Origin of the sequence: Pseudomonas triticicola, assembly GCF_019145375.1 — a bacterium.
GTDB classification, from domain to species: Bacteria; Pseudomonadota; Gammaproteobacteria; order Pseudomonadales; family Pseudomonadaceae; genus Aquipseudomonas; species Aquipseudomonas triticicola.
On record NZ_JAHSTX010000001.1, the window covers coordinates 1584331 to 1607229 of the forward strand.

23 protein-coding genes are annotated in these 22899 nt (G+C 59.5%); 9 read left to right on the forward strand and 14 right to left on the reverse strand.

The genetic code is table 11. From position 1 onward, the window contains the following. Positions 1 to 36: 36 nt before the first annotated feature. Positions 37 to 1380 carry a CDP-diacylglycerol--serine O-phosphatidyltransferase gene (pssA, locus tag KVG85_RS07140; RefSeq protein WP_217863403.1) on the reverse strand — a complete coding sequence of 448 codons (1344 nt, stop codon included), beginning with the start codon at positions 1378 to 1380 and terminating at the stop codon, positions 37 to 39. A gap of 215 nt (positions 1381 to 1595) precedes the next feature. Here pssA and KVG85_RS07145 point away from each other — a divergent pair, with 215 nt between their 5' ends. From KVG85_RS07145 to KVG85_RS07155, 3 genes are all read left to right on the forward strand, one after another. Continuing rightward, positions 1596 to 2159, forward strand: a complete 564-nt coding sequence (locus tag KVG85_RS07145; RefSeq protein WP_217863404.1) for a TetR/AcrR family transcriptional regulator — start codon at positions 1596 to 1598, stop codon at positions 2157 to 2159. 54 nt (positions 2160 to 2213) lie between these two features. Further along, the gene (locus KVG85_RS07150; RefSeq protein ID WP_016774707.1) at positions 2214 to 2693 is read left to right on the forward strand and encodes a nuclear transport factor 2 family protein; all 480 of its coding nucleotides are present in this window, start codon (positions 2214 to 2216) and stop codon (positions 2691 to 2693) included. Positions 2694 to 2924: 231 nt separating this feature from the next. Further along, positions 2925 to 3704 (forward strand): TSUP family transporter, encoded by a 780-nt coding sequence (locus KVG85_RS07155; protein WP_217863405.1) that lies wholly within the window; start codon positions 2925 to 2927, stop codon positions 3702 to 3704. Here the strand turns inward: KVG85_RS07155 and nudC are convergent. From nudC to KVG85_RS07175, 4 genes are all read right to left on the reverse strand, one after another. Continuing rightward, positions 3672 to 4502, reverse strand: coding sequence for an NAD(+) diphosphatase (gene nudC, locus KVG85_RS07160; RefSeq protein WP_217863406.1), 831 nt, complete (start codon positions 4500 to 4502; stop codon positions 3672 to 3674). The two genes, KVG85_RS07155 and nudC, sit on opposite strands and share 33 nt — an antisense overlap. A gap of 7 nt (positions 4503 to 4509) precedes the next feature. Further along, on the reverse strand, positions 4510 to 5322 hold the full coding sequence (locus KVG85_RS07165; protein ID WP_217863407.1) for a crotonase/enoyl-CoA hydratase family protein: 813 nt from the start codon (positions 5320 to 5322) through the stop codon (positions 4510 to 4512). Between the two features lie 203 nt (positions 5323 to 5525). Continuing rightward, on the reverse strand, positions 5526 to 6671 hold the full coding sequence (locus tag KVG85_RS07170; RefSeq protein ID WP_217863408.1) for a PQQ-dependent sugar dehydrogenase: 1146 nt from the start codon (positions 6669 to 6671) through the stop codon (positions 5526 to 5528). A gap of 52 nt (positions 6672 to 6723) precedes the next feature. Then, complete coding sequence (locus KVG85_RS07175) at positions 6724 to 7044, reverse strand: hypothetical protein (protein WP_217863409.1); 321 nt, start codon at positions 7042 to 7044, stop codon at positions 6724 to 6726. Positions 7045 to 7233: 189 nt separating this feature from the next. On the opposite strand from KVG85_RS07175, the gene ku reads away from it, so the two are divergent. Beyond that, positions 7234 to 8100, forward strand: a complete 867-nt coding sequence (ku, locus tag KVG85_RS07180) for a non-homologous end joining protein Ku (protein ID WP_217863410.1) — start codon at positions 7234 to 7236, stop codon at positions 8098 to 8100. A gap of 157 nt (positions 8101 to 8257) precedes the next feature. Here ku and lpxO read toward each other — a convergent pair whose 3' ends face one another. Next, entirely contained in the window at positions 8258 to 9157 is a 900-nt protein-coding gene (gene lpxO / locus KVG85_RS07185; RefSeq protein ID WP_039764006.1) for a lipid A hydroxylase LpxO, read from the reverse strand. A gap of 309 nt (positions 9158 to 9466) precedes the next feature. Between lpxO and KVG85_RS07190 the strand changes: the two genes are divergently transcribed. Next, positions 9467 to 9901 carry a short chain dehydrogenase gene (locus KVG85_RS07190; RefSeq protein ID WP_217863411.1) on the forward strand — a complete coding sequence of 145 codons (435 nt, stop codon included), beginning with the start codon at positions 9467 to 9469 and terminating at the stop codon, positions 9899 to 9901. A 33-nt stretch (positions 9902 to 9934) separates the two neighbouring features. Here KVG85_RS07190 and KVG85_RS07195 read toward each other — a convergent pair whose 3' ends face one another. From KVG85_RS07195 to KVG85_RS07210, 4 genes are all read right to left on the reverse strand, one after another. After that, positions 9935 to 10879 (reverse strand): methyltransferase, encoded by a 945-nt coding sequence (locus tag KVG85_RS07195; protein WP_217863412.1) that lies wholly within the window; start codon positions 10877 to 10879, stop codon positions 9935 to 9937. Between the two features lie 14 nt (positions 10880 to 10893). Beyond that, positions 10894 to 12261: an iron-containing redox enzyme family protein gene (locus tag KVG85_RS07200; RefSeq protein ID WP_217863413.1), complete on the reverse strand. Its 1368-nt coding sequence runs from the start codon at positions 12259 to 12261 to the stop codon at positions 10894 to 10896. A 110-nt stretch (positions 12262 to 12371) separates the two neighbouring features. Then, entirely contained in the window at positions 12372 to 13301 is a 930-nt protein-coding gene (locus tag KVG85_RS07205; protein WP_217863414.1) for a ZIP family metal transporter, read from the reverse strand. A gap of 15 nt (positions 13302 to 13316) precedes the next feature. After that, positions 13317 to 14543 carry a zinc-dependent alcohol dehydrogenase gene (locus tag KVG85_RS07210; RefSeq protein ID WP_133337831.1) on the reverse strand — a complete coding sequence of 409 codons (1227 nt, stop codon included), beginning with the start codon at positions 14541 to 14543 and terminating at the stop codon, positions 13317 to 13319. 375 nt (positions 14544 to 14918) lie between these two features. On the opposite strand from KVG85_RS07210, the gene KVG85_RS07215 reads away from it, so the two are divergent. Then, positions 14919 to 16505, forward strand: a complete 1587-nt coding sequence (locus KVG85_RS07215; RefSeq protein WP_016774693.1) for an ABC-F family ATPase — start codon at positions 14919 to 14921, stop codon at positions 16503 to 16505. 282 nt (positions 16506 to 16787) lie between these two features. Continuing rightward, positions 16788 to 17975, forward strand: coding sequence for an MFS transporter (locus KVG85_RS07220; RefSeq protein ID WP_217863415.1), 1188 nt, complete (start codon positions 16788 to 16790; stop codon positions 17973 to 17975). A gap of 130 nt (positions 17976 to 18105) precedes the next feature. On the opposite strand, the gene KVG85_RS07225 is transcribed toward KVG85_RS07220, so the two are convergent. Continuing rightward, positions 18106 to 19143, reverse strand: coding sequence for an alpha/beta hydrolase family protein (locus KVG85_RS07225; RefSeq protein WP_217863416.1), 1038 nt, complete (start codon positions 19141 to 19143; stop codon positions 18106 to 18108). 167 nt (positions 19144 to 19310) lie between these two features. Continuing rightward, the gene (locus KVG85_RS07230) at positions 19311 to 19922 is read right to left on the reverse strand and encodes an FMN-dependent NADH-azoreductase (RefSeq protein WP_016774691.1); all 612 of its coding nucleotides are present in this window, start codon (positions 19920 to 19922) and stop codon (positions 19311 to 19313) included. A gap of 126 nt (positions 19923 to 20048) precedes the next feature. Between KVG85_RS07230 and KVG85_RS07235 the strand changes: the two genes are divergently transcribed. Beyond that, positions 20049 to 20957, forward strand: coding sequence for a LysR substrate-binding domain-containing protein (locus KVG85_RS07235; RefSeq protein ID WP_071172406.1), 909 nt, complete (start codon positions 20049 to 20051; stop codon positions 20955 to 20957). Continuing rightward, a complete protein-coding gene (locus KVG85_RS07240) occupies positions 20954 to 21313 on the forward strand; it encodes an MmcQ/YjbR family DNA-binding protein (protein ID WP_217863417.1) in 360 nt (119 codons plus the stop codon). The genes KVG85_RS07235 and KVG85_RS07240 overlap by 4 nt, the downstream gene beginning before the upstream one ends. 119 nt (positions 21314 to 21432) lie before the next feature. On the opposite strand, the gene KVG85_RS07245 is transcribed toward KVG85_RS07240, so the two are convergent. After that, a complete protein-coding gene (locus KVG85_RS07245) occupies positions 21433 to 21861 on the reverse strand; it encodes a DUF1294 domain-containing protein (RefSeq protein ID WP_217863418.1) in 429 nt (142 codons plus the stop codon). After that, on the reverse strand, positions 21858 to 22688 hold the full coding sequence (locus KVG85_RS07250; RefSeq protein ID WP_217863419.1) for an undecaprenyl-diphosphate phosphatase: 831 nt from the start codon (positions 22686 to 22688) through the stop codon (positions 21858 to 21860). The genes KVG85_RS07245 and KVG85_RS07250 overlap by 4 nt, the downstream gene beginning before the upstream one ends. Positions 22689 to 22899 lie beyond the last annotated feature (211 nt).

The window sequence follows — 22899 nt, forward strand, 5'->3', positions numbered from 1 at the left end:
GGAGCGAGCCTGCTCGCGAAAGCAATTCAGGCCGCGCTAGAGAATCCGGTAGAGCAACCGCTCAATCCTCACCCGACTCACCCGCTTGAGAAACTTCGCCACCCCTGCCGGGTAATCCGGCAGTGTCTCCAGGGTCTGGAAACTGTCGATCCGCGTGGTATGGCGGAAGATGTTTTCCAGCTCTTTCGCCCGTGGCTCCAGCCATTCGCCTTTCGGATCGTCAATCAGCAGCGCGTTTTCCAGATCCAGGCGGAACGCCCGTGGGTTGAGGTTGTTGCCGGTCAGCAAGGTGTAGCGCTGATCGATCCACATGCCCTTGAGGTGATAGGTGTTGTCGCCGTCGCGCCACAGGTGCAGGTTCAACTGGCCACTGTCGATGCTGTGCTGATGGCGTTTGGCGAAGCGGCGCAGGCTGATTTCGTACAGATACGGCAGCGCGGCGATCACCTTGAATGGCTCGCTCGGCGGAATGTAGAAGTCATTGGCTGTCTTGTCGCCGACCACGATATCGATCTTCACGCCACGGGCCAGCGCGCGGTTGATCTCACGAATCACGCCCAGTGGCAGGTTGAAGTACGGCGTGCAAATGGTCAGCTGCTTTTGCGCGCTGGCAATCAGTTCGAGAATCGCCCGGTTCAGCGGGTTGTTCTTGCCGACGCCGAGCAGTGGCGTGACCGACAGCCCTTCACGGCTGGTGCTGCCGGCGCCGGTGTCGTAAGTCGCGTATTTGAGACGGCTGCGCAGGTCGCCGATGTCGTTGCGCAGGCTGCGGGTAGTCGGCAGGTTGGGCAGGTCGAGGCGGTGCACGGCTCTTGATTCGATCAGGCCGTGCTTGACCAGGTGATGCATCGAATCCGCCAGCTCGCGACTGTGCAGCACGTGGTAACGGTCGAAGCGGTACTTGTCGAGTTTGTGCAGGTAGACGTTGTTCAGGCTCGCGCCGCTGTAGACCACCTTGTCGTCGATCACGAAGCCTTTAAGGTGCAACACGCCGAACAGCTCGCGGGTCTGCACCGGCACGCCGTAGATCGGCACTTCGCTCTGGTGCGTGCGGGTCATGTCCTGATACCAGGCGGCGTTGCCCGGCTGCTTACCGGCGCCAATCAAACCGCGCTGGGCGCGCAACCAGTCGACCACCACGGCGATTTCCAGCTCGGGCCGCTTGAGCTTGGCCGCGTGCAGGGCATCGAGGATTTCCTGACCGGCTTCGTCCTGCTGCAAATACAGCGCGACGATGTAGATGCGCTGGGTCGCTGCGGCGATTTGCTCGAGCAGGCAGCGTCGGAATTCGGCAGCACTGGACAGAATGCTCACCGCCTCGGCGGTCAGCGCGAAGCTGCGCAGTTTAGGCAGCAGAGAACGTTTGAAAAGCAACGGCATAAGGCTCGCAAGGTTCGATTCCGAAGAGTTTGCGAGCTTACACCATCGTCTGCGCCGGGTCTTGTCAGTGTCCGTAATGGCCCCTTCGCGAGCAGGCTCGCTCCCACCGTTGAAATGCATTCCCCTGTGGGAGCGGGCGTGCTCGCGAAAGCGTTTTCACACACGCTGAAGAAATTCGCTTGACCAAGGAGAACACTCGTTCTACTGTTCGCCACATGAACGAATCAATCAGCAATGACACACGCGACATAATTCTGGATGTCACCGAAAAGTTGATCTACAAAAGTGGCATCGCTGCCACCAGCATGGATCTTCTGGTGAAGACCGCCGGCGTCTCCAGAAAAAGCATCTACCGTTACTTTGCCGACAAGGACGAGCTGGTGGTCGCGGCCCTTCAGCGGCGCGATGTTTGCTGGATGCACTGGTTCACGCATGCTGTCGATCAGGCCGAAACCCCGACCGATCGCCTGCTCAACCTGTTTACCGTGCTCAAGGGCTGGTTCGACTCGGAAGGCTTTCGCGGCTGTGCCTTTATCAACACGAGTGGCGAAACCGGTGATCCGCAGGATCCAGTGCGGCTGGTGGCCAAAGAACATAAACAGAAGCTGCTCGACTACGTGAGCAAGCTGTGTACCGAATATGGTGCCGAGGAACCGCAACTATTGGCCAGACAGTTGCTGATCCTGATTGAAGGCGCCATTACCGTAGCGCTTGTGATGGGTGATCACAGTGCCGCCGATAATGCGCAATGCATGGCGCGAAAGTTATTGGGCCTGTAACTCTTAATAAGCCGGACTTGTTGTTCATACATTAAATGAATCAGGAGATTGAACATGTCGACTGCAGCCCAGGTACGTCCGCCATTACCGCCATTCAACCATGCGTCAGCCATCGAGAAGGTGCGTCTGGCCGAGGATGGCTGGAACAGCCGTGATCCGGAAAAGGTTTCGCTCGCTTACACCCTCGATACCAAGTGGCGCAATCGCGCCGAGTTCGCCAACAACCGCGAAGAGGCCAAGGCGTTTCTGACGCGCAAATGGGCGAAGGAACTGGATTATCGCTTGATCAAAGAACTCTGGGCCTACTCCGATACGCGTATCGCCGTGCGTTATGCCTATGAATGGCACGACGATTCGGGCAACTGGTTCCGCTCGTACGGCAACGAGAACTGGGAGTTCGACGACAACGGCCTGATGTTCCAGCGCTATGCCTGCATCAACGACATGCCGATCAAGGAAAGCGAGCGCAAATTCCACTGGCCGCTGGGCCGCCGGCCGGATGATCATCCTGGACTGAGTGAACTCGGTCTCTAAAGCCAACCCACCCCTGTGTAGGAGCTGCCGAAGGCTGCGATCTTTTGATCTTGATTTGATCGTTCCCACGCGCCCCAGAAGATCGCAGCCTTCGGCAGCTCCTACACAGGAACGTATTCCAGACTGTAATTGAGGACGGCATGCTCTGGCTCGCCGCAACACTTCGATACAGGTAACATAACCGCCCTCCCCGCAGCCCACGTTCTGCGCCTTGCCGAATAAGCCGACTCCATGCCTTTCGAACTCAGCGTTGACCTCACCACCCTGGCCATTCTGGCTGCTGTTGCTTTCCTTGCCGGTTTCATCGATGCCATTGCTGGTGGTGGTGGTCTGTTGACCACGCCGGCGCTGCTGACCGCTGGTTTACCGCCGCATCTGGTGCTGGGCACCAACAAGCTGAGCTCGACGTTCGGTTCGGCGACCGCCAGCTTCACCTTCTACAAGCGCAAACTGTTCCACCCACGTCAGTGGACCCACGCGATTGTCGGCACCCTGGTCGGCGCGCTGACTGGCGCGGTGGTTGCGCATTACCTGCCGGCCGAGTGGCTGAACAAAATGCTACCGGTGATCGTTTTCGCCTGTGGCCTGTATTTGCTGTTTGGCGGCACGCCGAAAGCGCCGCTGGACAGCGACGCGCCGATCAAAAAGAAATGGCAATCGACCCAGGGCTTCAGCCTCGGCTTCTACGATGGCGTGGCCGGCCCCGGCACGGGCGCGTTCTGGACCGTGAGCAGTCTGCTGCTGTACCCGATCGACCTGGTCAAGGCCAGCGGCGTGGCGCGGAGCATGAACTTTGTCAGCAACATTGCGGCGCTATCGGTGTTCATCTTCTCCGGACAAGTCGACTGGATCATTGGCTTATGCATGGGCCTGTCGGTGATGATCGGGGCTTTCTTTGGCGCGCGCACCGCGATCAGCGGCGGCGCCAAATTCATTCGTCCGGTGTTCATCACCGTCGTGCTCGGCTTGACTGTGCGCTTAGCCTGGCAGCACTGGTTCAGCGTGGCCTAAGCGCCGCGCCACATAGACGTCGATCAGGTAACGGGCAATCGAACGCGACGCTGGCAACGGCGGCAACTCGTGCACGTTGAACCACTGGGCGTCTTCGATCTCGTCTTCCTGACAGACAATCTCGCCACCGGCATATTCGGCATGGAAGCCGAGCATCATCGAATGCGGGAACGGCCAGCACTGGCTGCCGATGTACTGGATGTTCTTCACTTCGATCTGCACTTCCTCGCGAACTTCGCGAATCAGGCAATCCTCGGCTGATTCCCCCGGCTCGGCGAAGCCGGCCAGCGTGCTGTAAACCCCGGTGACGAAACGCGGCGAGCGCGCCAGAAGGATTTCGTCGCCACGGGTGATCAGCACGATCATGCTCGGTGAAATGCGCGGATAACTGCGCAGCTCGCACGGCTGGCAATACATCGCCCGTTCGCGCGGGACTTGCGTCATCGGCTGGCCGCAGTTGCCGCAGAAGCGATGCTCACGCGCCCAAGTGCCAATCTGAGCGGCATAGCCGAGCACTTTGTACAGCGTGTGATCGCCTTCGAGCATGAACGCTCGCAGGCCTTTCCAGCCGCAACCGGGCACATCGCTGACGCTGCGCAACTCGAGCAGATAGACCGGTTCGCCATCGAGATGACCAATCCCATGCTCAGCGAGGACCGACAGGTCCTGGCGCTTGAGCCACTCGCGCGGGAACAGTGCGCCGTTGTCATCGAACAGAAAGCCTTCCGGGCTGCGCGCTACGGCCCAGCCGCCGGGTTGATCGGTGTCGAGTACTGCAGTGGTCCAGCGAGAGGTCATGGTTAACTCAATCCAGAAATTCGGGTTTCTGTTTGCTCATGTGGGCGGCCATGGCCACGCGCAGATCGGTGGATTGCAACATGGCGGCGTTCCAGGTGGCAACGTATTCGAGACCATCGTCGATGCGATGGTCGCGCATGTAGCTGATCATTTCCTTGGTGCCGGTCACGGCAATCGGCGACTTCGCAGCGATGTCACGGGCAATGCCGAACACGCCTTCCAGCAGTGTGTCCTTGTCGCCGTAGACGCGATTGACCAGGCCCATGCTGCGTGCTTCCTCGGCGCCAAAGGTGCGACCGGTGTAAGCCAGTTCACGCAGCATGCCGTCTCCGATGATTCGCGGCAACCGTTGCAGCGTACCGACGTCAGCGGTCATGCCGATGTCAATTTCCTTGATGGAAAATTGCGCGTCCTCGGCGGCATAACGCATATCACAAGCCGAGATCAGATCGATCGCCCCGCCCAGGCAGTAGCCCTGAATCGCAGCAAGCACCGGTTTGCGGCAGTTGTCGACGGCGTTGAACGAGGCTTGCAGATTGAGGATCTTGCGCCGCAACAGGCGCGCATTGCGGCCCACGTCCTTGCCCAGTTCATTGGCGACACCGGCAAGCATCATCAGGTCAATGCCGGAGGAAAAATGCTTGCCGTTGCCGCTGAGGACTACCACGCGGACTTCGTCGGTATCGTCGATCCATTGGAAGATCTCGACAATCTCGCTCCAGAACGCCGCGTTCATTGCGTTGATCTTTTCCGGTCGATTGATCTGCACATGCGCGATGTTGTCGGCCAGTTCGACGCTGAAGGCGGAGTATTGAGTCATGGCAGTGATCCTTTACCGGGCTGGGAAATAAGGCCCGAACTATAACAAGGCAACGGGGCGGCGGTTCGGCCAAATGCGGGACTGCTCGGAGCCTGCGCAAGATGCGCGGGCCTCTTCGCGAGCAGGCTCGCTCCCACAGGGAGACTGCATTTCTGTGGGAGCGAGCCTGCTCGCGAAGGCGTCGGATCATTCACCGCACGCAATCATTTCAGCCCCAGCCTGTACAGCGAGCCATTCTCTTCATCCGTCAGCACATACAGATAGCCGTCCGGCCCTTGGCGTACGTCACGGATACGCTGATTCAACTCACCCAGCAAACGCTCCTCATGGACGACTTTGTCGCCATCGAACTGCAGGCGAATCAGTTCCTGACTCACCAGTGCGCCGATAAACGCGTTGTGCTGCCACGGGGTGAAGCGATCGGCGTCGTAGAACGCCATGCCGGTAACCCCGGGGGATTTTTCCCAGACATGATGTGGCGCCACGGTGCCTTCAGCAGTTTTGCCCTTGGCCTCCGGAATCGGCTGCATCGAGTAATTGATGCCATGGGTCGCCAACGGCCAGCCATAGTTTTTGCCGCGCTCGATGATGTTCACTTCATCGCCACCACGTGGCCCGTGCTCGTTCTCCCACAGCGTGCCAGTCCACGGATTGAGCGCCGCGCCCTGCGGGTTGCGCAGACCATAGGACCAGATTTCAGGCCGGACACCGGATTGGCCGACGAAAGGGTTATCGTCCGGCACCTTGCCATCCGGGAAGATGCGCACGACCTTGCCTTGCAACTTGTCGAGGTCCTGCGCAGTCGGCCGATCATTGTTTTCGCCGAGGGTGATGAACAGATACCCGTCGCGATCGAACACCAGCCGCGAGCCGAAGTGGTTGCTCACCGATAATTTCGGTTCCTGACGGAAGATCACATTGAAGTCCTTCAGCGTCTTCAGGTCCTCGGAAAGTCGTCCGCGCCCTACCGCCGTGCCAGCCTTGCCGCCCTCACCGCCGCCTTCGGCATACGACAGATAGACCATGCGGTCCTGCTTGAAGTCCGGCGACAGCACCACATCGAGCAAGCCGCCCTGGCCCTTGGCCCATACTTGTGGCACACCACTGATCGGCTCTGACAATTTGCCGTCCTTGCTCACGACCCGCAGATGCCCCGGGCGTTCGGTCACCAGCATGCCCTTCTGATCAGGCAGAAACGCCAGCGCCCACGGATGTTCCAGACCTTGGGCAACGGTGGTGACTTCAAGAATGCCCTGCTCGCTTTTCAGCTCCTTGGGCGCGGCGGCGAAGGCCGGGGCACTGATCAGCGCGGCGGCGCAGCAGGTGGCTAGGAGAGTTTTACGCAACATGCACGATTCCTTTTGTTCGTGTGAAAGGCTGACAGAACATCAGTCCTGCCGTTCAACGGTTGCTGCCGGTGCCCCGTGGGGGCGGGTTGGGAATGAAGGTTGGCGGATTGCTCGGCACCGAGCGAATTGGCTGGCCATTGCCGATACCGCGATTTTCAAAGGTTGGCTGACGTGGCACGGGAACGGTGTTCGGCCCGCGAAGGGGCGGAGCGCTGGGCTGGGTGCCCTGCATGCTGTTGGGATTGGCCCGGCGGATCGGGCTGTTGTAGGGATTGTTGCTGTTGCCCGTGGGACTTTGCGCCAGCACGACATCGGCATGAACCAGACCGCCACTTAGGGCAAGGACGGCGATGCCAAGCAGAAACCGGTTCATGGGAAATACCTCTCGATGTGCGTGGACTAGAGCCTTGGAGCCCACGCTACGCCGTGGGTTCGGATTTGTTAACCCTCGTGCCTTAAACAACATGTAACACGGCTTGACCGTACCGTTGGAGGCCGCGCAATCACTGGAAACTTTCTCGCCGCGCCACGGGTCACCTGATCATCACTCGGAGGACAGGTCATGGCTCGGGCAATCTGGAAAGGCGCAATCAGTTTTGGACTGGTACACATCCCCGTGGCGCTGGTTTCAGCGACATCGTCCCAAGGCGTGGACTTCGATTGGCTCGACAGCCGCAGCATGGACCCGGTGGGCTATAAACGCATCAACAAGGTCACCGGCAAGGAAGTCACCAAAGAAAACATCGTCAAAGGCGTGGCCTACGAAAAGGGCCGATATGTGGTGCTCAGCGAGGAAGAAATCCGCTCGGCGCACCCGGTTTCCACGCAGACCATCGATATTTTCTCGTTTGTCGACGCCGAGCAGATTCCGCTGCAGAACATCGATACGCCCTACTACCTGGCACCGGACAAACGCGGCGGCAAGGTCTACGCGTTGCTGCGCGAAACCCTGAGCAAAACCAACAAGGTCGCCCTCGCCCGCGTTGTCCTGCATACCCGTCAATACCTCGCCGCGTTGATGCCGCTGGAGTCGGCGCTGGTTCTGGTCAAACTGCGCTGGCCACAGGAAGTGCGCAGCCTCGATGAGCTGGCGCTGGGCAGCGAAGTGACCAAACCGCAACTGGCCAAGGGCGAGCTGGACATGGCCAAACGTCTGGTCGAAGACATGACCTCGGAATGGACGCCTGAGGACTACAAGGACGAGTTCGAAGACAAGATCATGGCGCTGGTCGAGAAGAAAGCCCATGAAGGCAAGATCGAGGACGTCGAGACCGCCACTGGCGAGGAAGAGCGCAAGACTGCCGATGTTATCGACTTGACCGAGCTGCTTAAACGCAGCCTCGGCGGCAAGGCACCGGCCAAGTCCAAAGCCAAATCAACCAGCAAGGCGGCGCCGGCGAAGAAGACCAGGAAGGCGTCTGGGGAATAGGAAGTCAATCAGGAAGATACTTGTTTAATGTCAGGACGCTTTCGCGAGCAAGCTCGCTCCCACAGGATTTGGAGTCGGACGCAATATTTGCATTCACCCAAATCAAATGTGGGAGCGAGCTTGCTCGCGAAGAGGCCGTTACTGACACCGTAAATCTTCAGATCAGAATAAAGATCGCCAGCAACGCCGCAAAAATCGCCCACTTCTCCAGGTAATACCGCGTCCGGTTGCGCTTCTTCAGCTCTTTGCCGCGCAAACGGATCTTGTAGATCTTGGTAAACAAGCGGTTGATACCACCGGTCTTGTCCCCCGCATCATTCGGCGCGCCTGCCGCTGACATCACTGTGCGGCTGAACCAGCGGTTGAACGCCGCCGCCCAGCGGTACTTCAACGGCCGCTCGATATCACAGAACAGAATGATGCGATTCTGATCCGTGGTGTTTTCGGCGTAATGAATAAACGTCTCGTCGAACATCACCGCTTCGCCGTCGCGCCAGTGATAGTTCTCACCGTCGACGTTGATGTAGCAACCGGGATCATTCGGCGTATCCAGGCCCAGGTGATAACGGTAGGAACCCGCGTACGGATCGCGATGGCGCACCAGCTTCGAGCCCGGTGGCAGCTCGGCAAACATCGCCGCTTTGATCGACCCGATGCTCTGCACCAGTTCGGTGGTGCGCGGGCACAGTTTCATCGCCGATGGATGGCTGTCGCCGTACCACTTGAGGTAGAAGCGCTTCCAGCCGGTCTTGAAGAAGGAGTTGAAGCCGACATCGTCATACTGATTCGAGCGCTTGATTTCGCCGGCACGCAACAGATTCTGGCCTTCCTCGCGAATCTCTTCCCAGTGCGCCTGCAACGGGCTCAGATCGGGAAAGTCTGCCGGGTTCAGATACGGCTTGTTCGGCATCCTGGAAAACAGATAGAGGAAGCAGTTGATCGGCGCGAGGAACGTCGAGTGGTCACTCAATTGCCGCCCCAGTTTGTGGCGCACGCGTCCACGCAAGTGAACGTAAGCAATGGAGATGACATAAACAGCGGCAATGATGAGTTTCACGGAAAAGAGTCACACGTCAAAAGTGAACAAACTGCGCGCGTGGCGACCTGAGGCCCAGCGTCTTATGCAGCGGTCTTGATGCACAGGGCGCGTCCTTGGCCCGCGCCGTTTCCGGGCGCTCGGTGAAAGGGTGGCATTTTAGCCACAGTTCGTAACCGATAGTGAACCCTCAACTGTGAAAAACTGTCTTGCGCGTTTGCGTGTAAAGCTCCAGCACACTTGAATCCATACAAACGCCCGTTGCTCATTTCGATGGAACCACGCTTGGCACGCGCTCCTCTATCGCTTACCAATAACGGAGGAACCCCCATGATCGCCCCAGAAACCGGTATGAAACCAGGTCAGCGCTATCGAATTGAAAGCGTCGAGCGCGCGCCGCAATTCTCTGGCTTTTTTCTCGATGGAAAGTATTACCTGGGACCTGAGTTGCAGACGGCCATCGGCTGGCTTGAAGGGCAAATATTCTTCTACGACCAGCTCGACCCGACCGGTGAGCCGGTTTATCCGGGCAGAATTGCCGGCACGATCGAAGGGCTGACGCTGGTAATGCCGGACGGCTTACGCCTGGAGATCGAAGAAGCGCCTTATCTGGCGGAACCTGCTGCGCCAGTGCGCGCTTCCGTCACCGGGCGCATCGAGCGTATCTCGCGGCAACCAATTCGCCCTTCACCGCTTCTGGTGGCCGGTGCTGCGATGTTGGTAGGGGTTTGCCTGCTGACGATCTCGCGCATCAGAAATCGCTGAAGGCCACCGCGCGAGCAGTGGCCCAACTATCGGTCACTGCTCGCGGGTTACCGTCAGTGCGACCACGGCGATTCGCTCGGCGCGCTCATATTCCGGCTTGAGCAGTTCCTCGCTGAACACATCCGGATCAAGCTCACGATAAGTCCAGCCAAAACGCTCGCCCTTGAGCAGAGGCGCCACAGCCTCGCGGAACGGATCCTGCGCGGCGACGATCGCCACGCCGGTGTACACCAGCAACGTGCCGCCGACTTCCAGGCGCGGTAACGCCTCACGCACGATCCGCACCGACAAACCCTCGCCCAGCGCCCCGCCGCCGTGGCGATAGGCGCGCTGTTGTTCGTCGTTCATGTACGGCGGATTGGCGATGATCAAATCGAACTGCCCTTCGACACTGGCGAGCAGATCGCTGTGATACACCGACACATTGTTTGCGCCCGCCAGCTCGGCGTTAACCGCGCTCATGCGCAGCGCCCGCGGATTGATGTCGACCGCCAGCACGTCGGCATCAGGACGTGCCTTGGCCATGACCACCGCACCGGCGCCGCTTCCGCAGCCGATGTCCACCGCGCGTCTGATCGGCGAAAAGCGTTGCTGCAATTGCGCTTCGATGGCCTGGGCGAAGCGATAAGTGTCAGGGCCGAAAAACACCGCATCACTCGCCGTCGTCGGGAACGCCGAGTGGGCGAACAACCGGTCATTCAGCGTCGACCAGCGCACATGGCTGCGCCATACCGCGCCATCGCGTTCGACTACGCCGGCCTGCTCCAGCGTGGCCAGTTCCTCTGCGCGAAATAGCTCTGAAGGAAACGGCATCGACCAACCAAACACATCGCGCAGATCCTTGGCCAACGGCGTGGCAAAGCGCTGCAGAAATCGTTCGTGGGTCAACGGCGTTGGGGTGATGAAGTGATAACCGTTGTCGAGCAGACGCTTGCCCAGCTCGAGCAGCGCTCTGTCCGATGTTTCTTGTGCCGACATGAAGCCTCCTTGTTTCAGCGCAAGCGGGCGCGCAGTTGGATGAAGCGACGCGTCGCGAAAAGTCCGGCCGGGCGCCAGTGTCGCTGCGGTTGCAGCCATGGCATCAACAACGCCATTTGCTCGGCGGCAGGTTTGTCAGCCAGTGCCGCTTCCAGATTGAGCAGATCGGCATCATCGTCAAAGGTTTCCTCTACCGCAGCTTCGCGGCGCACATAAGGCCGAGGCCGGGATGCCGGGCAATCCTGAGTGATCCAGTCGCGCAGCAGCTGTTTTTCGTAGCCGTTGAACACACCGAACATCGCCGCGTCGCTGCCGTCAATCAAACGCCAGAAACGACTTTCTTCCACCGCCTCGCCGCGCTTGATCCAGCTCTTGCGCTCCAGCGCCGAAAGAAACTCGCCCATTTGCCCCGGCGTGGCCAGCCACTGATTGATGGTGCGGTTTTCGATGCGGCAATAATCGGAATGCATGTGCCGGCCAAACACAGCCTTGCGCTCAAGCATGGCGATGACTTCGTGGTCCAGATCGAACTCTGTAATCACGGCGGTTGTGCCTTTGCCGACATCATTGAGGCGATAACCGACGGCCATGCGCCGATAGAACTCATCGCGCTCTTCGCCCAGCGGCATCAGTTCGAGCATTGATTGCACAGCCTTGCGCGCGTGCCCGGTACTGGCGTTGTCGATGGTCACATGCAGACGGAAATAGTGCGGATCGATGCCCAGCTCTGCCAATTCATAAGCACTGATCAGCAGATGCAGCGGCAGTTGTTCGTAGCCAAGATTGAAACCGATAACTTCAGGCAGAAACTGCCCGCCGAAACGTCCCAGTGCCAACTGCACCGCGCCTTGCAGAAAATACTCGTCGGCAAGACCGCTCAGATCAGAGCAGTCATGCTCAGCGAGCAGCTTGCGATAGATCACCACATGATTCTGCCGTGGCACGCCCTCGCCCAGCTCTTCAAGATAGGTATCGAGTAAATCGTCGAAACGCGGGTCCTGCCACTGCGGTAGTAACCCGGCCAGCCAGGCGCCATCGACCTCTTTGGTCGGTGCCACATGCAGAATGAAATACAACGCGTGGGATTTGTTGCGGAAATAGCGGCGCGGCGCGCCCTGCTGACGTTGCTCGAGGTAATCGGCGTACTCGGCCGCCACGCTGGCGCAGCGGGTTTCCGACCATTGCAGCAGTTCTTCAGCGCTGGCCGGCAAATCATCAGACAGCGCAGCCGCCTTGCTCAGTTGCCGGCGCAGGAAGTCCAGTGCCGCGCGATCAACCGTGGAGTCTTCCGCCAGCAATCGGTCATAGAGCCGGCGCTCGGTATCCGCCGGCATGGATGTTTTACCCGAAGACTTCCTGGTCGGGATTTCGATCAGCGACATGACTCATTCCCCTGCGTTATTGGCATTGCCTATAAACAAAAGAGTGATTGGCGCTGAAAAAAATTCCTTTTTTGTGCGGGGCGATGCGCTCAGTGGTGTGCGTCGGGTGGCTAACCCAAAGCCGTGTCGAGAAACATCATCACGCCGAAGCCAAGCATCAGCCCGAGCGTGGCCGGTGTTTCGTGGCCGTTGCGGTGAGTTTCCGGAATGACCTCGTGGGACACCACGAAGATCATCGCACCGGCGGCCAGGCCCATCGCCACCGGGAAGCCCAGCGCGAAGCTGTTGGTGATGCCCAAACCGATGATCGCGCCCAACGGTTCCATCAATCCTGACGCAGCGGCAATCAACGCTGCGCGCCCTGCGGAAATGCCCGTCACGCGCAGCGCCAACGCCACAGCGAGACCTTCGGGGATGTCCTGAATGGCGATCGCAGTGGTCAGCGGCAAGCCGATTTTCATGTCGCCGGTGGCGAAGCTGACGCCGATCGCCATGCCTTCCGGCAGGTTGTGCAGGGTGATCGCCAGCACGAACAGCCAGACCCGATTGAAGCGCTTGGCTTCAGGCCCGCGCCGGCCGCTCTTTTCATGTTCGTGGGGGACGAAACGGTCGAGGCCGACCATCAACGCCACGCCTAACGCCATACCGGCCACAACGACGGCAGCGGCAAGCATGGGGCTGCTCACCGCCTCCTTCGCCGCCGCAATGCCCGGCAGGATCAGTGAAAAGGAACTGGCAGCCAGCATCATCCCCGCCGCGAAACCGAGCATGGTGTCCTGGGTTCGCGAAGTAATCGCCCGCAGCGCCAGGGCCAGCAACGCACCGATTGCCGTGGCGGCAAAACCCGACAGTCCGCCAAGTGTGGCGAGGCGCAAGGTGTCGCGGCCCGTACTGACCAAACCGGTGTAGCCACTGATCAACAGCAACACGGTTACACCGACCAAGATCAGCCAGAAAATGCGCCCTCCCCAGCCCGTCCGCGAAAGATTCACGAACCATGCGCGTACGGGAGCTGCGAATGAAGATGACGGTAGCGCCATGAAAACTCCTCGGTTTCAGGTGGCCGGTGCGAACGGCGTGGTTTCATCCAACTGCGCCAGCGGAACATCGCTGCCACCCGGGGTAAGAATCACCTTGCGGCATTCTTCCTGTTTTTTATTGAAGATCTTGTAGCCCTCGGCGGCCTGCTCCAGCGACAGCCTGTGGGTGATGATCGCTTCGGGCTGCAACTTGCCGGTTTCGATGTGGCCAAGCAGTTCCGGCAGAAAACGCTGAACATGAGTCTGGCCCATTTTGAAGGTCAGGCCCTTGTCAAAAGCATCGCCGAACATAAAACCATGGATGAACCCGGCATATACGCCCGGAACGCTGACCACACCACCGCGCCGGACGGCGGCGATGCACTGGCGCAAGGCCTTGCCGCTACTGCCTTCAAGCTTGAGTGTAGCCATGACCGTTTCGGTGGTGCTGCCCTTGGCTTCAAGGCCCACGGCATCGACCACGGCATCGACGCCGCGATGGCCGGGAGTCTGGCCGGTAATAGTGTCGGCCGGGTCATCGTCTTCATCGAAGTTGATCGGAATCACGCCGTAGGTGCGCTGGGCGTAATCGAGGCGGTACTGGTGATGGTCGACCATGAAGATCAGCTCAGCACCGAGCATTCTCGCGCAGGCTGCGGTGAGCAAACCGACCGGCCCGGCGCCGTAGATGGCCAGACTCGAACCCTGCTTTACCCCGGCGTTGATCACCGCTTGCCAGGCAGTCGGCAGGATGTCAGAGAGAAACAGTACTTTCTCGTCCGACAGCGTGCCCGGCACCTTGAACGGCCCGGTATTGGCTTTCGGCACGCGCACCAGCTCCGCCTGGCCACCGGGAATTCCGCCATACAGTCGGCTGTAGCCGAACAGCGCTGCTGGCGGCGGAATCATTTTCTTGTTGAGCGCCGCGCCGGGACCTTCATTGGTGGTCTCGCAGGCGGCGTAAAGCTCTTGCTGGCAGAAGAAGCAATCGCCGCAGGCGATCACGAACGGAATCACCACGCGGTCGCCGCGCTGCACGGCCGTGACGGCTGGCCCGGTTTCTTCGACGATGCCCATGAACTCATGGCCAAAGATATCGCCGTGCTCGACGGTGGGTATTTTGCCTCGGTACAGGTGCAGGTCCGATCCGCAGATGGCGGTAGCGGTGACGCGCAGGATGATGTCGTCGGCGGCTTCAAGTTTCGGGTCCGGTACGGTTTCGACGCGCACGTCATGGGCGCCGTGATAGGTCATTGCTCGCATGGCTTGGTCCTCACTCGTTTGAACAAAATGGCTGCTGCTCCACTTTCCGAAGTGAAAATGGTCGAGTGAGTTCATTCGGGTTTTCGAGATTTTGATCAGCGGATATCGGGGACTTCTCGGACGAGCCGATGTGTACGCCCGTTTGCCTGCCATATAACTGCCGTCTGAGTTATGCGACAATGCGCGCCAATGTCCAACAAGAACCCCGTACTCGTCGCTCAGCAGCTTGCCTTCAACGGCCCCAGTTGCGGACGGCTTATGCGCGTTGGCTCAACTCAAGCACAGACTGGGGGGAGCTGGAAAAGCTCCAGATTGGTACTCAAGTCCGGTACCAAGCACCACAGACCAGCTCTAACCCATTGATAGGTAAGGTAATTGATCTCCACAGCTAACATCACGATGCAGTTTGGCGCCAAGCCGCTGTTCGAAAACGTTTCGGTCAAATTCGGCGCAGGCAATCGCTACGGCCTGATCGGTGCCAACGGTTGCGGCAAGTCGACCTTCATGAAAATCCTCGGCGGCGATCTCGATCCGTCCGGTGGCCAGGTCATGCTCGAGCCGAACGTGCGTCTGGGTAAGCTGCGCCAGGATCAGTTCGCCTACGAAGAATTCACCGTGATCGACACCGTGATCATGGGTCACGAAGAGCTGTGGAAGGTCAAGGCCGAGCGCGATCGCATCTATTCGCTGGCGGAAATGTCCGAAGAAGACGGCATGGCCGTCGCCGAGCTGGAAACCGAATTCGCCGAGATGGACGGCTACACCGCCGAATCCCGCGCCGGCGAACTGTTGTTGGGTCTGGGCATTCCGCTGGAACAGCATTTCGGCCCGATGAGCGAAGTTTCGCCAGGCTGGAAACTGCGCGTGTTGCTGGCGCAGGCACTGTTCTCCGATCCGGAAGTGCTGTTGCTCGACGAACCGACCAACCACTTGGACATCAACACCATTCGCTGGCTGGAAAACATCCTCACCCAGCGTAACAGCCTGATGATCATCATCTCCCACGACCGTCACTTCCTGAACAGCGTGTGCACGCACATGGCTGACCTGGATTACGGCGAGCTGCGTCTGTTCCCGGGCAACTACGACGAATACATGACGGTGGCGACCCAGTCCCGCGAGCAGTTGCTGTCGGACAACGCCAAGAAGAAAGCGCAGATCTCCGAGCTGCAGTCGTTCGTCAGCCGCTTCTCGGCCAACGCCTCGAAAGCCAAGCAGGCCACCTCCCGCGCCAAGGCGATCGACAAGATCCAGCTGGCCGAGGTCAAGCCTTCCAGCCGCGTCAGCCCGTTCATTCGTTTCGAACAGAACAAAAAGCTGCACCGTCAGGCGGTCATGGTCGAGAAAATGGCCAAGGGTTTCGATGGCAAGCCACTGTTCAAGGACTTCAGCTTCCAGGTTGAAGCCGGCGAGCGCGTTGCGATCATCGGCCCGAACGGTATCGGCAAGACCACCCTGCTGCGCACCCTGGTCAACGAACTGACCCCGGATGCCGGTAGCGTGAAATGGACCGACGCCGCCGAGTTGGGCTACTACGCTCAGGACCACGCTCACGACTTCGAAGACGACGTCACCCTGTTCGACTGGATGGGTCAGTGGACCCAGGGCGAGCAGATGATTCGCGGTACTTTGGGCCGGATGCTGTTCTCCAACGACGAGATCCTCAAGTCGGTCAAGGTTATCTCCGGTGGTGAGCAAGGCCGCATGCTGTTCGGCAAGCTGATCCTGCAAAAGCCGAACGTGCTGATCATGGACGAACCGACCAACCACCTGGACATGGAATCGATCGAGGCGCTGAACCTGGCGCTGGAAAACTACCCGGGCACGCTGATCTTCGTCAGCCACGACCGTGAGTTCGTATCGTCCCTGGCCACGCGCATCATCGAGCTGAGCCCGAACGGCGTGACCGACTTCAGCGGCACTTATGACGACTACCTGCGTAGCCAGGGTGTCGTTTTCTAAGAGCAGCTTTTGGTTTCAAGCGGCAAGTTGCAAGTTGAAAGCCCTGTCCATGTGACGGGGCTTTTTGCATTCGGCGTTTGGGAATGGTGGGTGCACAGACATTCGCGAGCAGGCTCGCTCCCACATTTGAAATGCATTCCCCTGTGGGAGCGAGCCTGCTCGCGAAGGGGCCGTCAGCAGCCCCATCAATCCCAAGGGAAAGTAGTTAGCCTGCTTTCTTTTATCCCAGCCCCGCGCCATGATGTCGGCAACTCTCCCACCGCCGCCCGCGAACGAGTGCTCATGTCTGCGCAGCCACTGCCACCGCAAAGCTCCCTGGCGATCACCCTGCAGATCGTCTCCATCGTTTTCTACACCTTCATTGCCTTTCTCTGCATCGGTTTGCCGATTGCGGTATTGCCCGGTTACGTCCATGAGCAACTGGGTTTCAGCGCGATCATTGCCGGTCTGGTGATCGGTTCGCAGTACCTCGCCACACTGCTCAGCCGGCCAATGGCCGGGCGCATGTCGGACACGCTCGGCACCAAGCGGGCGATCATTTATGGCTTGTGGGGGATCGTGCTCAGTGGCGCGCTGACGTTGCTGTCGACCTTGCTGCAAAGCTTCCCGCTGACCAGCCTGTTGATCTTGATTGCCGGGCGCTTGCTGCTTGGTATTGCCCAAGGCCTGATCGGCGTCGGCACCATCAGTTGGTGCATGGGCCAGGTCGGTGTCGAGCACACCGCGAAATCCATCGGCTGGAACGGCATCGCCTCTTACGGCGCGATTGCCATTGGCGCGCCGTTGGGCGTGGTAATGGTTGCCGAATATGGTTTTGTCAGCCTTGGCATCGCGCTGTCGGCGTTGGCGGCCGGTGCGCTGTGGTTGATCCGCAACAAGCCTTCGGTGCCGGTGATTCGTGGTGAGCGCCTGTCGTTCTGGGCGGTGTTCGGCAAGATTGCGCCGTACGGCACCAGCCTGACGCTGGCCTCGATCGGCTACGGCACGCTGACCACGTTCATCACCCTTTATTACCTCAACCGAGGCTGGACCGGCGCGGCGTACTGCCTGACCGTGTTTGGCGTGTGCTTCATTCTCTCGCGGCTATTGTTCATCTCGGCCATCGCCCGGTTTGGCGGGTTTGCCTCGGCCATCGTTTGCATGTCGGTTGAAACTGTCGGGCTGGTGATGTTGTGGCTGGCGCCCTCCACTGCGTATGCGTTGATTGGCGCAGGGCTGGCCGGGTTCGGGCTGTCACTGGTGTACCCGGCGCTGGGGGTTGAAGCGATCAAACAGGTGCCGGGTTCCAGTCGTGGTTCGGGGTTGGGGGCTTATGCGGTGTTCTTTGATCTGGCACTGGCGATTGCCGGGCCGCTGATGGGCGCGGTGGCGTTGAATCTGGGCTATTCGTGGATTTTCTTCAGCGCGGCGTTGTTGTCGGTGACCGGGTTGGGCCTGACCCTGCTACTCAAGCGTCGCGCGACCTCATGAAGCACCGATCCCCTTGTAGGAGCTGACGAGTGCAACGAGGCTGCGATCTTTTGATTTTGCTTTGAAGATCAAGAGATCGCAGCCTCGTTGCACTCGTCAGCTCCTACAGGAATTGGTGGCGGTGATGAAGTTATTGATCCGCCGTCTGCATCCCGGCCCGTGTCGATCTGCCCAGTGCATGAGCAAAAAACCGTCCGGCCTCTGAGATCAGGTTGCGGTGAATATCCTCGCGATCCACCCCGTCGGCATCGGTGCACAACGCCGGCATGGCGCGGATCTGCTCTTCGGTGCACGGCGCCATGAACACGAAGTGCCCCGCTCCGGCCAGCAGTTTGAAGTCCGGTGCAGTGGGCAGTTTGCGCGCCAAAGCCGCAGCGTTTTTATCGAAGGCCACCAGTTTGTCGCCGTCGCCGCTGTAGAGCAACACCGGTACGTGCACATCGGCGAGGGTATGGCGGCCGAATTTCAGGCTCAGCGGTGCCATCAGCAATAACGCGTGAACCCGTGGATCGGCCACTGGCTGCAAGTCATCGCGATCAACAATCAGCTTGCCCTGGGTGTTGCAGGCGTCGTGATCGTCCGGACGTTCCAGGCAATAGCGGCGCAGACGATCCAGATCCGGTTGCGCCCCGGAAAGAATCAACGCGGTCTCGCCACCGGCCGAATAACCGATCACACCAACCTGTTCAGCATTGACGAACGGCGCCAGCATGTTGTCGGCGAGGGTGGCGGTGATCGCTTGGGAAATCTGGATTGGCCGCCCGTAGAGATTGCTCAAAGTGCCAAGTCGGCTATGGTCGCGCCAGTTGTCGCCGGGATGAATCACCGCCACCACGACAAAGCCTTTGCGCGCCAGTGAAGTGGCCAGATCATGCAGGGCCAGCGGCGTACCGGTGTTGCCGTGGGACAGCATCAACATGGGAAAGCGGCCGATCGCGACCTTGGTGTCTTCTCCAGCCTCGACCGAGTAACCCTCAAGCAAACTCATGTGCTCGCGGTCACTGGACGGGTAAAAAGCGATGGCGCGCATCGGTTGCAGATCGAGCGGGTCGAGAAAGGTCATCTCGTGATAACCGACGCTCCAGACAGGGTGGCGCCCCGGTGCGGCCTGCACTGAATTCAGGCTGGCCAGCAGGCAAATCAGCAACAGTGCACAAAGATGCCTCATGAATGCCCTACCCTGTCGGACCACATCGTCGGATGTGCTGAAACTGCATAACCCGGGCCAGATTATGTAACAGCCAGAAACAAAAAACTCCGTATTCGGCCCTTGCGGAACCAGAATACAGAGTTTTTGGGGGATTACCTGAACATCGGCTGTTCTTTACGCAAGCCTTATGCGGCGGCGAACAGTTGCTCGCTGATCTTCGCTTGCGCAGCGCTCATGGCGTTGTTGCGCACTTCTTCGCCATAGGCCAGACCTTCAGCGCGGACGATTTCGATATCGGTGATGCCGAGGAAGCCCAGTACCAGCTTCAGATATTCTTCGTGAGCGATGCCGCTGGCCTGACCGGCGTGGATGCCACCGGAAGTCGACACGATCACCACTTTTTTGCCACCGCAGAGGCCTTCAGGGCCGGCTTCGGTGTAGCGGAACGTCTGGCCGGCGACGGCAACGCGGTCGATCCACGCTTTAAGCTGGGTTGGAACGGTGAAGTTGTACATCGGCGCGGCAATCACCACGGCGTCGGCAGCGATGAACTCGGCCAGGGTCGAAGCGCTCAGCTCGGCTTCGTGCTGTTGCGCAGCGTCGCGCAGTTCGGCGGTGGTGCCGGCGGCAACCAGGGTGGTCGACGAGAAGTGGCTGATCGCGTCGGCGGCCAGGTCGCGGTAGGTGACCACGGCGCTCGGCTCGGCAGCTTGCCAGGCGTCGACGACTTGACGGCTCAACTGACGGGAAGCCGAGTTGTCGCCGAGAATGCTCGAATCGATGTGCAACAGTTTCATGTGGGTTCTCCTGAAAGAATCGCCGGCGGCGACGGAAAGGAGACAATCCTACGCAACAAACCAATAGCTGATTAGTCGCCGACAATGCGATAGTTCGTCCCATTGATAGAACGACTGGAAACGCGCATGCAGGACCTCAACGATCTCTACTATTTCGCCAAAGTGGTCGAAGCCGGCGGATTTGCCGCCGCCGGGCGGTTGCTCGGCATTCCCAAGTCACGGCTTTCGAGAAGGATCGCCGAGCTGGAAGAGCGCCTCGGCGCGCGTCTGCTGCAACGCACCACCCGCCAACTGAATCTCACTGCCGTCGGTGAACGCTATTTGCGCCACTGTCAGGCGATGTTGCTGGAAGCGGAGATGGCTGACGAAGCGGTGGCCAGCATGTCCAGCGAACCGCGCGGGCGCTTGCGGGTGTCGTGCCCTACCGGACTTGCCCATGAAATGTTGCCGACGGTGATCAGCGACTTTCTCGGCAAGTTTCCGCAGGTGCAGCTGGAGGTCGTGCTGCTCAATCGCCGGGTCGATCTGGTCACCGAAGGCATCGATGTTGCTTTGCGTGTGCGCGATCACGGCGATGAAGATCCGTTGCTGGTCACCCGCCGCTTGCGTCAGGCGCAAGCGGTGGTGATCGCCAGCCCGGCGTTCATGCAAGGCAAGACCATCAATCATCCGCAGGATCTGAAAACCCTGCCGGTACTGGGCGCGCTGGAAGCCGATCGCATGGTGCATGTGCGCCTGCTCGATCAGCAAGGCAAGAGCGTCGATCTGAGCATGGAAGCGCGACTGGGCATCGATGATTTCGTGGTGCGCAAGGCCTGCGTCCTGGCCGGTCAGGGCTTTACTGTGCTGCCGATGATGTTCTGCGAAACCGAATTGCGTAACGGCACCCTGGTGCAAGTGCTACCGGAATGGTCATTGCCTGGCGGCTGGTTGCAAGCGGTGTATCCGCACCGGCGCGGGGTAATGCCGGCGGTGCGCGCATGGATCGATCACTTGGTCGAATCGTTCAATGCCTGCGGGGACAGATTTCTATGAAACAAGGAAGAATGAGCGAAGCCGAGGTCGCCGAGTTTTGTCTGGCCCTGCCCGGCGCGCGGGAAGATTACAAATGGAGCGGCGTGCGGGTGTTCTCGATTGCCGGCAACAAGATGTTTGCCTTGCAGGGATTACGTGGTGATTCGCTAGCATTCAAGGTCGACAAGGACCTGTTTCTCGGCCATTGCGACCGCCCGGGGATTCATCCAGCGCCGTATCTGGCACGGGCGCAGTGGATCATCATGCACCCGCCCTACCCGCTGAGTGCCGAGGAATTGCAGGGTTTGTTGCAGCGATCGCATCAACTGGTGGTGAGCAAGTTGCCTAAGAAGACTCAAATCGGCCTGCTTTTGTAAGCACGCAAATCCTGTGGGAGCGAGCCTGCTCGCGAAGGCGGTTTCTCAGGCGACTCATCAGCGAGGATGAGATTGCTTTCGCGAGCAGGCTCGCTCCCACAGGGGATTTTCGGTGGACGTTAAATCAGCGACAGCAAGTTCGATCCGAGGAAAATCTGGTCAATCCAGAACACCTGATGCAACAACACGATCGCCCAGAACAGAATCTGAAACGATACCTTGCGCGTCTTGTGCCGAAACACTTGCTGCGCGATCAAAGCACCCGGCCAGCCGCCCGCCAGTTCTACCGCATGCAGGATGTTTTCCGGGGTGCGCCAGGCATCGGTGCGGGCCTTGCGTTTGTCGGCCCAGTACAGAAAGAACGCCAGCACACTGACAATCCCGTACGCCGCCAGCGGCACCCGCGAGATGCCGCTGAGCCACATCGACAGCGAGCCGAACAGCGGCAGTGCGCAGATGATCACCAACACCGCAAGCTTCAATTTCAGATGCTGAACGCGCCCGCCTGAAGGTCGCCCCTCAGGGCGGCGCGTGCGGGAATCGTTCATGCCTTGGCCGCCGACCAGTCCACCCAGCCGAACTGCCAGGTGGCCAGAATGAACAGGCCGAACGCAATCCGGTACCAGGCAAATGCTGCATAACTGTGGCTGCCAATGAACTTGAGCAGGCCGCGTACAGCGATCATGGCGAAGATGAACGCCGTGACAAAACCAATGGCGAACACCGGGAAATCCGCCGGCACAAACAGATCGCGGTATTTGTAGCCCGAATACACCGCCGCACCGACCATGGTCGGCATGGCGAGGAAGAACGAAAATTCGGTGGCGGTCTTGCGTGACAGGCCGAACAGCAAGCCGCCAATGATCGTCGAGCCGGAACGCGAGGTGCCGGGAATCATCGCCAGGCACTGCGCGAAGCCGATTTTCAGCGCGTCGGTCCAGCGGATTTCATCGACGGTTTCGGCATGCACTTCATGCTGGCGCTGTTCGGCCCACAGCATGATGATCCCGCCGATGACCAGCGCCGCCGCCACGGTGATCGGGTTGAACAGGTATTCGTGGATCAGATCGGCAAAAATTACGCCGAGCACCACCGCTGGCAGGAAAGCGATCAGCAGGTTGGCGGTGAAACGCCGGGCGCTCGGCTGGATCGGCAGGCCGATCACCACGTCGAGGATCTTGCGGCGAAATTCCCAGACCACCGCGAGGATCGCGCCGAGCTGGATGATGATGTTGAACGCCATGGCCCGTTCGCCGCCGAAATTCAGCAAGTCGGCGACGATGATCTGGTGTCCGGTACTCGAAATGGGCAAAAACTCCGTCAGCCCTTCTACAACTCCTAGAATCAGTGCCTGCAAGGCGGTCCAAAGATCCATCAATCCCCCAGAGAGCGATGCGCGCGGGCATGCCCCGATAGTATTTTTTCGTTCACTGCGTCCAGCGTAGCCGGTAAAAGCTGTAGCGATTGCGCGCGCACAGGATCCACACGAAACGGTAAAAATTCCGTGAAATATCAAAACCGGATTCAGGTTTTCGCGCGCGGGGCCGAAATCCTAACAGACAAGCCTTAATAGCGCTCCCCGCGTT

Coding starts and splice junctions, on each gene's coding strand:
- pssA (WP_217863403.1), bottom strand. CDS start 1,380: ATGCCGTTGCTTTTCAAACGTTCTCTGCTGCCTAAACTGCGCAGCTTC.
- KVG85_RS07145 (WP_217863404.1), top strand. CDS start 1,596: ATGAACGAATCAATCAGCAATGACACACGCGACATAATTCTGGATGTC.
- KVG85_RS07150 (WP_016774707.1), top strand. CDS start 2,214: ATGTCGACTGCAGCCCAGGTACGTCCGCCATTACCGCCATTCAACCAT.
- KVG85_RS07155 (WP_217863405.1), top strand. CDS start 2,925: ATGCCTTTCGAACTCAGCGTTGACCTCACCACCCTGGCCATTCTGGCT.
- nudC (WP_217863406.1), bottom strand. CDS start 4,502: ATGACCTCTCGCTGGACCACTGCAGTACTCGACACCGATCAACCCGGC.
- KVG85_RS07165 (WP_217863407.1), bottom strand. CDS start 5,322: ATGACTCAATACTCCGCCTTCAGCGTCGAACTGGCCGACAACATCGCG.
- KVG85_RS07170 (WP_217863408.1), bottom strand. CDS start 6,671: ATGTTGCGTAAAACTCTCCTAGCCACCTGCTGCGCCGCCGCGCTGATC.
- KVG85_RS07175 (WP_217863409.1), bottom strand. CDS start 7,044: ATGAACCGGTTTCTGCTTGGCATCGCCGTCCTTGCCCTAAGTGGCGGT.
- ku (WP_217863410.1), top strand. CDS start 7,234: ATGGCTCGGGCAATCTGGAAAGGCGCAATCAGTTTTGGACTGGTACAC.
- KVG85_RS07190 (WP_217863411.1), top strand. CDS start 9,467: ATGATCGCCCCAGAAACCGGTATGAAACCAGGTCAGCGCTATCGAATT.
- KVG85_RS07195 (WP_217863412.1), bottom strand. CDS start 10,879: ATGTCGGCACAAGAAACATCGGACAGAGCGCTGCTCGAGCTGGGCAAG.
- KVG85_RS07200 (WP_217863413.1), bottom strand. CDS start 12,261: ATGTCGCTGATCGAAATCCCGACCAGGAAGTCTTCGGGTAAAACATCC.
- KVG85_RS07205 (WP_217863414.1), bottom strand. CDS start 13,301: ATGGCGCTACCGTCATCTTCATTCGCAGCTCCCGTACGCGCATGGTTC.
- KVG85_RS07210 (WP_133337831.1), bottom strand. CDS start 14,543: ATGCGAGCAATGACCTATCACGGCGCCCATGACGTGCGCGTCGAAACC.
- KVG85_RS07220 (WP_217863415.1), top strand. CDS start 16,788: ATGTCTGCGCAGCCACTGCCACCGCAAAGCTCCCTGGCGATCACCCTG.
- KVG85_RS07225 (WP_217863416.1), bottom strand. CDS start 19,143: ATGAGGCATCTTTGTGCACTGTTGCTGATTTGCCTGCTGGCCAGCCTG.
- KVG85_RS07230 (WP_016774691.1), bottom strand. CDS start 19,922: ATGAAACTGTTGCACATCGATTCGAGCATTCTCGGCGACAACTCGGCT.
- KVG85_RS07235 (WP_071172406.1), top strand. CDS start 20,049: ATGCAGGACCTCAACGATCTCTACTATTTCGCCAAAGTGGTCGAAGCC.
- KVG85_RS07240 (WP_217863417.1), top strand. CDS start 20,954: ATGAAACAAGGAAGAATGAGCGAAGCCGAGGTCGCCGAGTTTTGTCTG.
- KVG85_RS07245 (WP_217863418.1), bottom strand. CDS start 21,861: ATGAACGATTCCCGCACGCGCCGCCCTGAGGGGCGACCTTCAGGCGGG.
- KVG85_RS07250 (WP_217863419.1), bottom strand. CDS start 22,688: ATGGATCTTTGGACCGCCTTGCAGGCACTGATTCTAGGAGTTGTAGAA.